Source organism: Bacillus sp. JST-5, assembly GCF_057747715.1.
The window spans coordinates 1-14620 of sequence record NZ_JBYLHW010000061.1; the positions used below are offsets into that span (position 1 = coordinate 1).

The 14620-nt window shown below is 34.4% G+C and carries 14 protein-coding genes; 10 read left to right on the forward strand and 4 right to left on the reverse strand.

The genetic code is table 11. The annotated features are described in order from the left end of the window. The first annotated feature begins 228 nt into the window (after window positions 1-228). From AC3ASS_RS11255 to murC, 4 genes are all read left to right on the forward strand, one after another. Window positions 229-1041 carry a DUF1444 domain-containing protein gene (locus tag AC3ASS_RS11255; protein WP_488283626.1) on the forward strand — a complete coding sequence of 271 codons (813 nt, stop codon included), beginning with the start codon at window positions 229-231 and terminating at the stop codon, window positions 1039-1041. Window positions 1042-1045: 4 nt separating this feature from the next. Further along, on the forward strand, window positions 1046-1654 hold the full coding sequence (ytpR, locus tag AC3ASS_RS11260; RefSeq protein ID WP_488283627.1) for a YtpR family tRNA-binding protein: 609 nt from the start codon (window positions 1046-1048) through the stop codon (window positions 1652-1654). Window positions 1655-1816: 162 nt separating this feature from the next. Further along, a complete protein-coding gene (locus AC3ASS_RS11265; protein ID WP_488283639.1) occupies window positions 1817-3919 on the forward strand; it encodes a DNA translocase FtsK in 2103 nt (700 codons plus the stop codon). A 299-nt stretch (window positions 3920-4218) separates the two neighbouring features. Further along, window positions 4219-5532: a UDP-N-acetylmuramate--L-alanine ligase gene (murC, locus tag AC3ASS_RS11270; protein WP_488283628.1), complete on the forward strand. Its 1314-nt coding sequence runs from the start codon at window positions 4219-4221 to the stop codon at window positions 5530-5532. A 95-nt stretch (window positions 5533-5627) separates the two neighbouring features. Here murC and AC3ASS_RS11275 read toward each other — a convergent pair whose 3' ends face one another. Further along, on the reverse strand, window positions 5628-6743 hold the full coding sequence (locus tag AC3ASS_RS11275) for an aminopeptidase (RefSeq protein WP_488283629.1): 1116 nt from the start codon (window positions 6741-6743) through the stop codon (window positions 5628-5630). Between the two features lie 166 nt (window positions 6744-6909). Between AC3ASS_RS11275 and AC3ASS_RS11280 the strand changes: the two genes are divergently transcribed. The 6 genes from AC3ASS_RS11280 to motS all read left to right on the forward strand — a co-directional run bounded on the left by AC3ASS_RS11280 (window position 6910) and on the right by motS (window position 11920). After that, window positions 6910-7371 (forward strand): DUF948 domain-containing protein, encoded by a 462-nt coding sequence (locus AC3ASS_RS11280; protein WP_488283630.1) that lies wholly within the window; start codon window positions 6910-6912, stop codon window positions 7369-7371. Window positions 7372-7385: 14 nt separating this feature from the next. Then, the gene (locus tag AC3ASS_RS11285; protein ID WP_488283631.1) at window positions 7386-7736 is read left to right on the forward strand and encodes a YtxH domain-containing protein; all 351 of its coding nucleotides are present in this window, start codon (window positions 7386-7388) and stop codon (window positions 7734-7736) included. Window positions 7737-8011: 275 nt separating this feature from the next. Further along, window positions 8012-9103, forward strand: coding sequence for a bifunctional 3-deoxy-7-phosphoheptulonate synthase/chorismate mutase (locus AC3ASS_RS11290; RefSeq protein ID WP_488283632.1), 1092 nt, complete (start codon window positions 8012-8014; stop codon window positions 9101-9103). Between the two features lie 206 nt (window positions 9104-9309). Then, window positions 9310-10308 (forward strand): catabolite control protein A, encoded by a 999-nt coding sequence (ccpA, locus tag AC3ASS_RS11295; protein ID WP_488283633.1) that lies wholly within the window; start codon window positions 9310-9312, stop codon window positions 10306-10308. A 53-nt stretch (window positions 10309-10361) separates the two neighbouring features. After that, a complete protein-coding gene (gene motP, locus AC3ASS_RS11300) occupies window positions 10362-11177 on the forward strand; it encodes a flagellar motor protein MotP (RefSeq protein ID WP_488283634.1) in 816 nt (271 codons plus the stop codon). Next, a complete protein-coding gene (gene motS, locus AC3ASS_RS11305) occupies window positions 11174-11920 on the forward strand; it encodes a flagellar motor protein MotS (RefSeq protein ID WP_488283635.1) in 747 nt (248 codons plus the stop codon). Before motP ends, motS begins: the two co-directional genes overlap by 4 nt. Before the next feature lie 81 nt (window positions 11921-12001). On the opposite strand, the gene AC3ASS_RS11310 is transcribed toward motS, so the two are convergent. The 3 genes from AC3ASS_RS11310 to AC3ASS_RS11320 are packed head-to-tail and all read right to left on the reverse strand — an operon-like array spanning window position 12002 to window position 14457. Next, the gene (locus tag AC3ASS_RS11310) at window positions 12002-13156 is read right to left on the reverse strand and encodes an acetoin utilization protein AcuC (RefSeq protein ID WP_488283636.1); all 1155 of its coding nucleotides are present in this window, start codon (window positions 13154-13156) and stop codon (window positions 12002-12004) included. Then, window positions 13153-13800, reverse strand: coding sequence for an acetoin utilization AcuB family protein (locus tag AC3ASS_RS11315; protein WP_488283637.1), 648 nt, complete (start codon window positions 13798-13800; stop codon window positions 13153-13155). Before AC3ASS_RS11315 ends, AC3ASS_RS11310 begins: the two co-directional genes overlap by 4 nt. A gap of 24 nt (window positions 13801-13824) precedes the next feature. Continuing rightward, window positions 13825-14457, reverse strand: coding sequence for a GNAT family N-acetyltransferase (locus tag AC3ASS_RS11320; protein ID WP_488283638.1), 633 nt, complete (start codon window positions 14455-14457; stop codon window positions 13825-13827). Window positions 14458-14620 lie beyond the last annotated feature (163 nt).

Here is a 14620-nt window from a genome sequence, read left to right on the forward strand (position 1 = left end):
AGACCTCTTGGAGGGTGGAGTGACCACTGGCATAAAGAGAACAGCTATTCACGGAAGTTATAAAGACTTGCGTCAATTATCTTAATTGAACCGCCGTATACGGAACCGTACGTACGGTGGTGTGAGAGGACGGGAGTTAATCGCTCCCTCCTACTCGATTGATTTTTTTGCATCAAAGTGGAATATACACTAAAATGGAATTCGATAGCTCCGAAGGGAGGAATTATAATGAAAATGACGATTCCAAAGTTAAGAAAATTATTAGAGGAGCGTTTACAAAACGACGATCGTACGTTTAAATATAATCGTGATGATGAATCTTTACGAGTAGAAAGCAATAGTACGGAAAAAGGAATTACATTGTCACTTTCAAAAATATTGGCAAAATGGGAAATTAATAAGGAAAAAGCTATTGATGAAGTTGTTTATTATGTTGAAGAAGCTCTTCAAGTGATGGGGCAAGAACATTCCATTTCTGGAAGAGAAAAAAATATTTTTCCTGTCATTCGTTCTACATCTTTTCCAACGAAAACAAGTGAAGGTGTTTCATTTATTTATGATGAGCATACGGCTGAAACTAGAATTTACTATGCATTGGACTTAGGGAATACTTATCGGTTAATTGATGAAGCATTCGTAGAGCGTGAAGGTTGGAATGTTGAACAAATTAGAGAAATTGCCAAATTCAATGTTCGCTCATTACCAACAAATTATAAAAAAGATTCAGTTGCTGGAAATGATTTTTATTTTATCAATTCGAATGATGGTTATGATGCCAGTCGTATTTTGAATGAATCTTTCTTAAAAGAAATGGATGAAATGAAGAAAGGTACGCTTGCTGTGGCAGTCCCACACCAAGATGTATTAATTGTAGCAGATATCCAAAATGAAACTGGTTATGATATTCTTGCTCAAATGACAATGAGCTTTTTCACCAATGGATTAGTGCCAATTACGGCTCTATCGTTTCTATATGAAAATGGTGAACTCGAACCAATTTTTATTCTAGGGAAAAATCGACCATCTAGAAAGGAGAAATAAATATATGAACGTTTTTTACAACAAAGAAGGAATTGGGGATACTTTGCTAGTAACTTTAAAGTTTGATCATGAGGGGGACAAACTTCACGAACGAAGAGGAAATGTTGTAAGAATTTATGATGAAAAGACAAATGAAACCCTTGGATATAATATTTTTCATGCTTCTAATTACTTCCAAATCTCAGAAAATAATGCAATTGAATTAAATGATGCTTTCGTTGATACGCTAAATAACGTACTAAAAGAAAATGGATTTCAAGATAAAATCGAAGCAGATCTTTCACCAAAGTTTGTTGTCGGCTTTGTTAGAAAAAAAGAAAAGCATCCAAATGCAGATAAATTAAGTGTTTGCCAAGTAGATGTAGGCAATGAAATATTACAAATCGTTTGTGGTGCACCGAATGTTGCTGAAGGTCAAAAAGTAGTGGTCGCGAAAGTCGGAGCGGTTATGCCTAGCGGCTTAGTCATTAAGCATGCTGAATTAAGAGGTGTTCCATCAAGTGGAATGATATGTTCTGCAAGAGAACTTGAATTACCAAACGCCCCTCAAGAAAAAGGAATTCTTGTTTTAGAAGGGGACCAATATCAAATTGGTGAACCGTTTCGCTTTTAACAAAAAGAACTGCACTCTTCTTTAAAAAATAGATGAAAAGGGTGCAGTTTTTTCCTTTTAGCCTCGTATTATTTTAACGGAGTCAATGAATCTACATATATTTTTATTTATTTCATTGGTAAAATGAAAGAGGAAAATGTATTGGCAGAAAGAGTGACAAAAATGGAATGGTTGAAAAAACTACTAAAAATTTTTCAAGAAGAACGTATAGAAGAGGAAAAGTCGATCGTTGATGATACATTTGTTTCCAAAAATATAAATAAAGAAATGCAAACGAAGGTAACGTATCATTATCCAAAAGGAAATTTTCGATTCCCCATTCAATTAGATTCTGAAAAAACAACCGGAGAATTACGTAGAAAAAGACAAAGAGAACAACAAAATATAAAAGGAGAAAAAGATATAGAAAATGAAAGTTCTAGAAAAAAGCCATATAAGTTTGAAGATATACCGTCACCCATATATGGTTTTACTAGAAAGCAGAGAAAAAGACAGTTATTGGATGTAGAAGAAGATTCCAAACCATTTGAAAATAAAACATCCATAAACGAATCCAATGAAACTATTGAATTTTTGGGGACGGAGGATCCAGAGCTCTTACCAATGAATGAACAACGAGAAAACGAGACAAATGTTCATCATAATGAGGAAGAGGAAGAATCTAATGATTCATTGGTACATATGGAACAAGAAATCGAGGAAGAAATCAGGGGTGAAACTGAAACAACAGAGGAAAAAAAGGAAAATACAATCCCTTTTAATGTTCTCATGTTAAGTAGTGATAAAAACAAAATAAAAAAAGAAAATGTTCCGTATCAGCAAAATTTGAAAAAAGATGATCAATCGAACAAACCTATGCAATCGTATATGTTTCCTCCTATACATCTGTTAAAACCTCCTGTCCAACAAACTATTGAAAAAGATTGGATGTACCAACAAACAAAACGATTAGATGAAACATTAAAGAATTTTAATGTCAAAGCTCGAGTCGTTCATGCAACGCAAGGGCCATCAGTTACAAGATTTGAAATTTCCCCTGAACCGGGAGTAAAAGTAAATAAAATTACCAATTTAAGCGATGATTTAAAACTTAGTTTAGCTGCAAAAGATATTCGGATGGAAGCCCCAATTCCAGGGAAACATACAATTGGAATTGAAGTACCTAATCATAAAAGGCGGCCGGTTTTTATAAGCGAAATTATCAATAGTCAGGCATTTAAACAAAACACATCTCCTTTAACAGTTGTTTTAGGTTTAGATATCTCTGGGAATCCAATTGTAACCGATTTAAAAAGTATGCCACATGGACTAATTGCAGGAGCTACTGGATCTGGGAAAAGTGTTTGCATCAATTCGATGATTATCAGTCTTCTCTATAAGGCGTCACCTGAAGAGTTAAAACTAATGCTTATTGATCCAAAAATGGTAGAACTAGCTCCATACAATGATATTCCGCATTTAGTTAGCCCTGTGATTACGGATGTAAAGGCAGCAACCGCTTCATTAAAATGGGCAGTAGAAGAAATGGAAAGAAGATATGAATTATTTGCAAAGTCCGGTACAAGAGATATTCAAAAATATAATGAACTAGTCAAACGTCATCATTCTGGTCAACATTTACCGTATATCGTTATTATTATTGATGAATTAGCAGATTTAATGATGGTAGCTCCCGGGGATGTCGAGGAAGCTATTTGTCGAATCGCACAAAAGGCTAGAGCATGTGGAATTCACTTAATCTTAGCAACACAACGACCTTCTGTTGATGTCATTACAGGTTTAATTAAAGCGAATGTACCGACAAGAATTGCATTTTCCGTATCATCACAAGTTGATTCTAGAACAATTATTGATGTAGGAGGAGCGGAAAAACTTTTAGGAAAAGGGGATATGCTCTTTTTAGGCAACGGTGTATCCAAAGTTCAAAGATTACAAGGAACGTTTGTGACAGATGAAGAAATAGATGCAGTCGTTAATCATGTTCGTCAACAAGGAAAACCGAATTATTTATTTAAACAAGAGGAATTATTGAAAAAGGCGGACTATCTTGAAGAAGAAGATGATTTATTCTATGAAGCTTGTGAATTTGTCGTATCACAAAAAATGGCATCTACATCAAGCTTGCAGAGAAGGTTTCGCATCGGGTATAATCGTGCAGCAAGACTAATAGAAATGATGGAGATGCAAGGAATTATTTCCGAATCAAAAGGCAGCAAACCGCGTGAAGTATTAATTTCTGAAGATGAATTGGAAATATTAAGATGAAATATCGTTTTGTAAAGATGGAATAGCATAGAAATGAAAAAAATTAATACACTATTGATTAGGCAGGCATATATTCTTATGCTTGCCTACTAGTTTTCTATTGCACAGGTAATTTTTTCAATTGGCATGGGCAAAAAATTCGGCCATAATGGATTCATACATAGTTTTGAAAGAAATGGTCTTTCATTTAAAAAAATGCTATAATGTTTCAGTATAAATGATGACAATCATTGACAATGAGCATTTCACTATCCTATTCATATACTGTTTTACATAGACGATTGTTGGAGGTTCTTTTTATGACAATATATCATTTCGTAGGGATCAAGGGTTCAGGGATGAGTGCTCTTGCCCAAATACTCCATGATATGGGGATGAAAGTTCAAGGGTCTGACTATGAAAAACATTTTTTTACACAAATTGCTTTAGAAAGGGCTGGAATTCCTATATTCCCTTTTCAAAAAGAAAACATCCAACCTGGGATGACCGTTATTGCCGGAAATGCTTATCCTGATACGCATGAAGAGATACAGGAAGCAATGAAGTTAGGTTTACCGGTTATCCGTTATCATCGATTTTTAGGAGATTTTATAAAAAACTTTGTCAGTGTTGCTGTAACAGGATCTCATGGAAAAACATCAACAACAGGTTTACTTGCACATGTTTTTTCAGGAGTCAAGCCTACAGCTTTTTTAATCGGTGATGGTACAGGTAAAGGGGAAAAAGACGCGGAATACTTTGTTTTTGAAGCATGTGAATATAGAAGACATTTTCTTTCATACTTCCCTGATTACGCTATTATGACGAACATTGATTTTGATCACCCGGATTATTTTGCTAATATTGACGATGTTTTTGCTGCATTTCAAGAAATGGCTTGGCAGGTCAAAAAAGGAATCATAGCTTACGGTGATGATGAGCAACTGCAAAAAATCCAAGCAAAAGTTCCGGTGCTATTTTACGGGTTTGGTGAAGAAAATGATTTTCAAGCAAGAAATATAGAAAAAACAACAACCGGAACAAACTTTGAAGTATTTGTACGAAATACGTATTTTGGAAGTTTCTCAATTCCTACATTTGGTAACCATAATGTTTTAAATGCATTAGCTGTTATTGCGCTTTGTCATTATGAAAATTTGGATACAGAAATCGTGAAAGAGATGTTAAAAACGTTCAAAGGGGTTAAACGACGCTTTACAGAAAAAATAGTAAATAACCAAATTTTGATTGATGATTATGCTCATCATCCAACTGAAATAAAAGCGACGATTGATGCAGCGAAGCAAAAATATCCAGATCGAGAAATTGTAGCAGTATTCCAACCACATACATTTACGAGAACTCAAACATTTTTAAACGAATTTGCTGAAAGTCTACGTCTTGCCAATAAAGTATATTTATGCGATATATTCGGTTCGGCAAGAGAAAACTTCGGTAAGTTGTCCATACATGATTTGCAGAAGAAAATAGAAGACTCAACGATTTTAGATGAAAGCAATACTTATTTATTAAATACCCATCCAAATGCTGTTATTTTATTTATGGGTGCTGGGGATATTCAAAAATTTCAAGAAGCATATGAAAAATGGATACAAGAAGAAAAAGGTGCATAAATTTTGCACCTTTTTTTATCAGCATATTGTAAAGATAAAGCGATGAATGATTTTGATTTGGACTGGGTTTTCCAAATAATACCTCATTTCATCCATTATTTTAAATGTTCAGGGTTCAGTTTTTCTAATTCAGGTAAAACGAATCGACCATTTTTTCTCACAAGGACATCATCAAAGTATATTTCTCCTCCACCGTAATCTTCTCTTTGAATCATGACCATGTCCCAATGAATGGTAGAATGGTTTCCATTATAGGCATTTTCGTAACATTGTCCTGGGGTGAAATGAAAACTTCCATCGATTTTTTCATCGAATAATATATCTTGCATAGGGTGTAAAATATATGGGTTGACACCTATAGCAAATTCTCCAATATAACGGGCACCTTCATCTGTATCAAATATTTTATTAATACGCTCTGTATCATTGGCTTTAGCTTCTATGATTTTCCCATCTTTAAATGTCAAAGTAACATTTTCAAATGTAAATCCTTGATAAGGAGAAGGGGTGTTAAATGTAATCACTCCATTGACGGAATCCTTGACAGGTGCGGTATATACTTCCCCATCTGGAATATTAAATTCACCAGCACATTTAATGGCCGGAATATCTTTGATTGAAAAAGTTAAATCTGTTCCTGGACCAGTAATTCTTACTTTATCTGTTCGATTCATTAAATCGACGATTGCATCCATGGCATCACTCATTTTTGCATAATCTAAATTGCAAACATTAAAATAAAAATCTTCAAATGCTTCTGTGCTCATTTTAGCAAGTTGTGCCATTGAAGCGTTTGGATAACGTAAAACCACCCATTTCGTTTTCGGAACGCGTATTTCTCTATGTACTTTTTTTCCTATTGTTTTTCCTTGGATTTTCATTTTATCATCAGGAACATCGGAAAATTCATTAATGTTATCTCCAGAGCGCAGTCCGATATAGGCATCCATATTTTTCATTACCTCTGCCTCAAAATCGGCCATCATTTCAAATTGTTCTTCATTCGCTCCCATTAATAAGGCTCTATCTACTTGTTGATCTTTAATAGATACAAATGGATAGCCACCTGCATTGTAGGCTTCTTTAACTAATGCAATAACAAGTTCTCGTTGAAGACCAAAGTTTTCAATTAATACTTTTTCTCCTTTTTTTAATTTAACAGAATATTGAATTAAATTTTTCGCCAGTTTTTCTATTCTAGGATCTCTCAAATTGTTTTTCCCCTTTTTCATTTTTTAATCTTATTGTAACCTTTTCCAATAAATTATGGTATGTCATGGATGAAAAATGTATAATAACGTAATAAAGGAAAAATTATGTCGAAGTAGAAGATAAATGTTTTCTATTTTTGGCACAGCAGGTCGGAGGTGCAAAATCATGGAGTGGATATTATATGTAAGTGCATTAATTTTTGCGATTTCCTTTCTTGTGTTAGTAATTTTTATTGGAAAAACGTTAAAAACATTTAATAAAACATTGCAGGATGTATCAACGACATTAAATGGGTTGGAAAAGCAATTGGAAGGTATATCTAAAGAGACAGAAGAACTATTACATAAAACAAATCAACTTGCTGATGATCTTCAACAAAAATCTTCAAGTTTGAATCATGTAGTTACTGCAGTTAAAGGAGTAGGGGAAACGATTCATGAATTTAATCGTTCGTTGAAAAAAACTACCAACTCTGTTGTTGAAAAGGTTGAGAAAAATGAAGGGAAAATGACTCAACTTTTACAATGGAGCCAAATAGCCTTTGAAATAAAGGAAAAATGGGATGAAATGAAGAAAAGAAAGAGAAATAAAGAAAATGAAAATGAGCATGTACGTATGTTCGATTAAAAGGAGTGCTATTTATGGGCAATGAAAAAAATAATGATCAGCAAATTCATGCAAAAGACTTTTTACTCGGAGCTCTCGTTGGAGGAATCGTTGGCTCATTAACGGCATTACTACTAGCTCCTAAATCAGGAAAAGAACTTCGCGAAGATTTATTGGAGCAAACTAAATATGTTCGAGATAAGACGGAATATATGAAAGAAATCGCGCTTCAAAGAGGAAGTGAGATAGCCAATATTGCTAAAGAAAAAACATCTCAATGGACACGTGCTGTACAAGAGCAATCCCAAGATTTTATTCAAAAAGTTAAAACAAGTGCAGAAAATATGAAAAAAGTTGAAAATGAGTATGACGACACACAAATTTAGAGATACAAAATCGATGAATTCGGTAATGGTAACAAATGATTAAGAAAACTTTCCCCCACGAACAACATGTTTTGTGGGGTTTTTATAACGTATGTCGGATGAAAAATCGATTACAGTTTGCTTGACTTAGTCTCTTTATCGTTTTAATACGTATTCTTGTCATATGTTTTCGCAAACTTTTCGCTACATTTCGTGACTTTTTGGCGATTTTTCGGTATAATGACGCTAATTGCAAAGTTCCTTTCACCAAATGGATAGAGGAAGGATGAAATTTAATGAACAACAATGAATTGGACGAGCTACGTAGAAAAATAGACGAAATTAATATACAAATATTAAATTTAATCAATGAACGCGGAAGAATTGTACAAAAAATTGGAAAAGTTAAAGAGAAACAAGGAATTTTAAGATATGACCCAGAAAGAGAACGGGAAATGTTAAATCATATACTGGAACAAAATTATGGCCCGTTTGAAGACTCAACTATTGAACATTTATTCAAAGAAATTTTTAAAGCCGGATTAGAATTACAGAAAGAACATTATAGTAAAGCTTTATTAGTTTCAAGGCAAAAGAAATCAGAAAACACGGTTATTCATATTCAAGATATAACAATCGGTGCAGGAATACCTCAAATGATTTTTGGTCCTTGTTCGGTTGAATCTTACGAACAAACGGCTGCTGTCGCAAAAGTTCTAAAGGAAAAAGGGCTTAAAATATTAAGAGGCGGGGCATTTAAGCCACGGACATCTCCATATGATTTCCAAGGCTTAGGTCTTGAAGGGTTAAAAATATTACATCGTATCGCAAAAGAATATCAACTAGCGGTAATTAGTGAAATTGTTAGCATCGCAGATATAGACCATGCATTAGAATACTTAGATATCATCCAAATTGGTGCACGAAATATGCAAAACTTTGACTTATTAAAAGCTGTAGGATCTGTGAAGAAACCTGTCCTTTTAAAAAGGGGATTATCAGCCACCATTGAAGAGTTTTTATATGCGGCAGAGTATATTATGTCTCAAGGAAATGATCAAATTATTTTATGCGAAAGAGGAATAAGAACTTTTGAACGTGCGACACGCAATACGTTGGACATTACCGCTGTCCCAGTCTTAAAGAAAGAAACACATTTACCAGTAGTAGTCGATGTTACACACTCAACAGGAAGACGTGACTTGCTGCTACCTGCAGCTAAAGCAGCACTTGCCATTGGAGCGGATGGAATTATGGCTGAAGTTCATCCTGCACCTGCAATTGCCCTTTCAGATGCAGCACAGCAAATGGACTTGGAACAATTCGAAGAGTTTTATACGGAAATTTCGAAGTTTTTACCGACAAATTCTTCACTGTTAAATTTATAGGTACTCTAAATAGAGTGCCTATTTTTCTTGATAAAGTTGATGATTTATGAATGGTATCGTATTATTATACATAAATTCATTGGTATATAAGCGATAGATATTAATAATTCACAAATCTTATAAATATTTTTTGTTTATTAATTGATAAAATATAGATACAAAATGTCGGAGTATGTAAAATTGTAATAAATTAAGGAGTGGTATGAATGAACGTAACAATTTATGATGTAGCTCGAGAAGCAAATGTATCAATGGCAACGGTTTCACGTGTAGTTAATGGGAACCCGAATGTTAAGCCATCTACAAGAAAAAAGGTTTTGGAAGTTATTAATCGTTTAGGGTATCGTCCAAATGCGGTAGCTAGAGGTCTTGCTAGTAAAAAAACAACAACAGTTGGTGTGATTATCCCTGATATTTCCAGTATTTTCTTTGCCGAACTCGCACGTGGAATTGAAGATATTGCTACAATGTATAAATACAATATCATTTTAAGCAACTCTGATCAAAATGAAGAGAAAGAGCTGCACTTACTTAATACAATGCTTGGGAAACAAGTCGATGGAATTGTATTTATGAGCGGTAATATTACGGAAAATCTTATTGAAGAGTTTAAAAAATCGCCTTCACCGATTGTATTAGCAGGTTCCATTGAACAAACAGGTACAATTCCATCTGTCAATATTGACTATGAAAAGGCAGCATTCGATGCTGTTCAATCTTTTATTGAAAACGGACATACAAAAATAGCTTTAGTTATAGGGCCGATGCACGAACCTATTAATAGAGATTTGAAGTTAAACGGATATAAAAAAGCATTAAAGGATGCAAATATTCCATTTAAAGAAGAATATGTTTTTGAAGGCGACTACACGTATGATTCTGGAATGGAAGCCATTGAGTATTTATTATCATTGGATGAAAAACCAACAGCCATTTTCGTTACTTCTGATGAAATGGCACTTGGGGTCATTCATGGTGCTCAAGATAAAGGAGTCAACATTCCAAATGATTTAGAAGTCATCACTTCGGATAATACAAGACTTGCTATGATGGTTCGTCCACAACTGACATCTGTCGTTCAACCACTGTATGATATTGGGGCTGTAGCCATGAGGCTATTAACAAAACTAATGGAAAAAGAAGAAGTGAATGAACACGTTGTTACACTCCCGCATCGAATTGAGAAAAGAAGCTCAACAAAGTGAGTTTTTTGTCGATATAAAAAGAAAAAGACATATTCATATGTGGGAGAGGGACTATGAAAAAGTTCGATTTATTGACACCAATTGGTATTTTATTCGGTATTATCGTAATTTCATTGTCAATTACGTCCAATAGAGGTATTGAATCATTTTTAAAGTTCATTGATTTATCATCAATCCTTATTGTATTAGGCGGAGTAATAGCAGCAATGTTCGTCAGTTTTTCATTAAAAGATATGAAACTCTTGGCGACTGTTATACGACAAGCATTTAAAAAAAATGAATATCATTTAGGTGAATTAATTAATACATTTACTCACCTATCTAATCGTGCCCGTAGAGAAGGACTTTTAGCTTTGGAAACTGAAATAGATGAGCTTGATGATCCATTTATGAAAAAAGGAATATTATTAGCAGTTGATGGGGTTGAGCAAGAAGTCATTATAGATGTAATGAATGCTGAAATTGCTGCAATGGAAGAGCGACATCGAAAAGGCAGAAGTTTATTAGAAAAAGCAGGAGAGTATGCCCCATCATGGGGAATGATTGGGACATTAATTGGTTTAGTGTTAATGTTGAATAACTTAAATGATCCATCAACATTAGGACCAAATATGGCATTAGCACTTTTAACAACCTTATATGGATCGATGCTTGCGAATTTAGTTTTTTTGCCGTTAGCATCAAAGCTTGCCCAAAAGACGGAACGGGAAGTGTTTGTTAAGCAAGTTATGATTGAGGGAATTATAGGTGTTCAATCAGGACAAAACCCTAAATTATTGGAGGAAAAATTAATTGCATTTCTATCATCAGAGGAAAGACGGGAAAAAGAGTTGCTAGAAATGGAGCGTGAGGAGGCAGTTAATAAATGAAAATAAAAAAATCTCCTCAAAATAATAAAAAAGGCGCTCCATTATGGATGATTACCTTTTCTGACTTAGTCACTCTAATTCTTGTATTCTTTATTCTATTGTTTTCAATGTCTCAACTAGACTTAAAAAAATTCCAAGAGATTGCCGAATCTTTTAAACAGAGAAATGTTCTAGATTTTTATCCATCATCAATTCCTTTAGACTATCCATCTTCATCAGATGATTTAATTGATGAGAAGGGAAAGCAAAAAGGATCAGGGAATAGGGATGGTAATAGCAATGATCAGTTAGATGAACTCTTACTAAAAATTAATCAATATATTAAAGATTTTAAGTTAGATCATGTGATTGTAGCAACGAGGAATGAGCGAGGAATTGTTCTTGTATTGCCTGAACATATTTTATTCAACACTGGAGAAGCTGTGTTATTAGAAAGTTCATTTCCTTTTCTCAACCAAGTAGGGGAACTGTTAAAAGATATACCGAATCTTGTAAAAGTTGAAGGTCACACGGATTCTCGACCAATAAATACTGTAAAATATCCTTCGAACTGGAATTTGTCATCTGCAAGAGCTAGTAGTGTAATTATGTACTTAATCGATGAATTTGGGATAGAACCAGAAAGATTTGTTGCGATAGGATACGCCGAGACTAGACCGATTGCTCCTAATGATGGTCCTGAAAATTGGCAGAAAAACAGACGAGTAGAAATAATTATTTCTGAAGAAACAGACATTCCATAAGCTGTCCGAAATCATTTATGAACAGGTGCGGGGTATATTAATAGACTGTTCATAACTTCGGACAGCTTTTAATTATGAAAATTATGAATGGATAAAACTTAATAACTGATCAACAACTTTTCTGTTTTTTTCTTCAATCTCAAGCTTTCTTGGAATAGGTGGGTAGATGTCCTTTGCATCATCCCAATTTTTTGGAAGTGGTAACGACGTTTTGTTTTGCCACTTATCGATCCATTCTTTTGGTAACTCTCCATAAACGTCATCATTTTTTTCATTCATTTCTAACCAAATAAATGACCATGCTCTAGGAACAACTCTCCAAATGTCATATCCTCCTCCACCGACCGCTATCCATTTGCCGTTACAGTATTGATGTGCAAGTTGATGTGCGACTTTAGGAATTTCCCGGTAGATCTTTGTTGTACAGGATAAGTGAGTAAGTGGGTCATAATAATGAGCATCCGTGCCATTTTGAGTCAAAATGATATCCGGTTTAAAATATTCTGCAATTTCTGTTGACGTCCGTTTATATGCTTCCAAAAATGATTCATCTTCTGTAAATGCGTCTAGTGGGACATTAAAGCTATAACCAAACCCTTGTCCGATTCCACGTTCATTAACATTTCCTGTCCCGGGAAATAAATATCTTCCCGTTTCATGAATAGATAAAGTACATACATTTGGATCGTCATAAAAGGCCCACTGGACTCCATCTCCATGATGGGCATCTGTATCTATGTATAGGACTCTGGCATTATATTTTTCACGAATATATTTTATGGCAATGGCACAATCATTATATATACAAAATCCCGATGCCTTACCTTGGAAACCATGATGAAGTCCTCCTCCTAAATGGAGCGCATGTTTCCCTTTCCCGTTCATCACATAATCAACGGCAGATAACGTTCCGCCAACTAACCATGAGCTAGCTTCATGCATATTTTGGAAAATTGGTGTATCTTCCGTTCCAAGTCCAAAGTTTTCAGCTTGAATTTCAGAGAGCTCTCCATTTCCTGCTGCTTTTACAGCCTCAATATATCTTTGGTTATGGAATAGACTTATTTCTTCTTCCGTAGCTTTTCTCGGTTTTATTATTTGTGAATCGTTTAATATTCGGCTGCTTTTTAATAGATCAATAGTTAAGGTAAGCCTAAATTGATTAAACGGGTGATGATTCCCAAATCGATAAGTTAATAGTTCATTAGAATAGACAAAAGCTGGTTGATCTTTCATGATGAAATCCCTGGCGTGTTAGGCCATAGTACGTTGAAATTTCGCTCTTTTAACGTTTGAATAACAGATAAAGGATTCATCGTTTGTATCCGAAAAACTAAAATTTTATATTGAGCATTATGTTTGTCTGGATAAACGAGAACACTTTGAATATTAATATTTTTCTCCCGAAAAATAGAAGCAACTTCGTAAAGCATGCCTGTACGATTAGGAACTTTAATTTCGATTTGGGAACTAGGCTGTTGACTACCGGTTAATTCAACAAATGTACGTAAAACATCTGTTTGCGTAATGATTCCAACTAATTTGTTTTCTTTTACTACAGGAAGACAACCAATTTTATGTTCATAAAATAATGCAGCAACTTCCTCTACAAAATCAAGTGGGTGAATGGTGATGATCTCCTTCTTCATTATTTCTTTGACGGGCTTTGAAAGAATCTGTTCTTCATTGTTCAAATGAAAGGAAGAAGGTAATGCTTCTTTAATATCTCGGTCCGTGATGATTCCCAACAAATGATCATACTCATCAATAATAGGAATATGACGTATTTTTTGTTCATTGATTAAAGAAATAGCTTTTTTGACAGAGTCTGTCTCTTTTAAGGTGAAAACGTGTCGATTCATAATTTCTTCTACGATCAACTCTCTCCCCCCATTCATAGTTCCTTAATACATAAAGCGATTTTTGAAACGGAGTGAATCAAATTTTTGTATAGATTCTTGATCGACTCGTTTACCAATTCTAGCCATTAAACAATTTGCTGGATGTGAACTGATTTCAGGGTCATCTGTTGCAAACCATTGTAAGCCCCCTGCCCCCATCATTTTTTCCATCATTTTTCGGTACTCCCATACATTTAATCCCGTGCCTTTTAAGTCCCAGTGCCAATAATATTCTGTCGTAATGATGATATAATCCTCCATCGCATCATCCATCATGGAAACTTTCAATAAATTTTTGCCGACGGAGCATCCTCTAAATTCTGGGATGACTTCTATCGCTCCAAGTTCGATTAAATTTTCCATGTTTCCTTCAGACCAACGTTCAAGTGGATCGGGATATAAGAATGTAACATATCCAACAATCGTATTTCGGAATCTCGCAATAATAATTCGTCCCTCAGGTAGATTCGCAATTTCTAATAGTGCTTTAAACTGTTGCTCAGGTGGACGAAAAGCAACTAAATCTTGATGGAAATCATAATTCTGTAAAATATTTTTCGGAACCGGTCCTTCGATGATTAAAATCCCTTTTGGCGTTTTTAATTCTTTGGCATTGTATGTTTTTTTATGTAACATGACCACACCTACCTTTGGCCTAATAATACATATTTACAACCATTATACTATGGAAAACGCTTTCATTTAAGATAGAATCATATATAAGTCCTGCGGTAATATGTCAAGCACCAAAATCAAAGGAATTGGAAATTCTAAACCGCAAAAGTTCTAAAAAAGGCAA